The following is a 550-nucleotide window of genomic DNA, read 5'->3' as shown; positions in this document are numbered from 1 at the left end:
CTCGGTCGCGGGCAAGCGCGCTCCTACATTAACCTTTCAATTCATGATGTTGCGTTATGTTTGATGAGCGCCAATTCATTCGCGAAGAGCCAGTGAACCCAAAGAAAATCTGTCGTCTTCAATGACGCCTCGCGAATGCTGTTTGCTGCCTCACAAACAGCTCGCCCCTTTATATTCAATAAAGCTATAAAAATATATATTTCAGTTCTTTTACGGAATAAATCCCAGCCTTTATAACTGGCACCTCTCCCGCGCTGTGAGCCAACTGTCTGCGAGGCAACAGTAGGTGCTGTCCAGCTATCAACACTGCCTGATCTTCCCAAGGAATTGTCATGAACGTTTTCTGGTTTCTTCCCACCCACGGCGATGGTCATTTTCTGGGTACGACCAAAGGCGCACGCCCGGTCACTCTCAACTACCTGAAGCAGGTGGCGCAGGCTGCCGATGATCTGGGCTATCACGGTGTGTTGATTCCTACCGGCCGTTCCTGCGAAGACTCCTGGGTCATTGCTTCGGCGCTGGTGCCGCTGACCGAGCGCCTGAAGTTCCT

The 550-nt window shown here is 51.5% G+C and carries 1 protein-coding gene; it reads left to right on the top strand.

Annotated features, from left to right (window positions below; all coding sequences use genetic code 11):
* Nucleotides 1–332 precede the first annotated feature (332 nt).
* Nucleotides 333–550, top strand: a 218-nt coding sequence (locus NRB16_RS29115; protein ID WP_257107597.1) for an LLM class flavin-dependent oxidoreductase, incomplete at its 3' end; no start/stop codon positions are given.

The organism is Pseudomonas sp. LJDD11 (genome assembly GCF_024584215.1).
Classification (GTDB): Bacteria; Pseudomonadota; Gammaproteobacteria; order Pseudomonadales; family Pseudomonadaceae; genus Aquipseudomonas.
The sequence above is the reverse complement of the archived record's forward strand: the minus strand, read 5'-3'. Positions and strand labels throughout refer to the sequence as shown.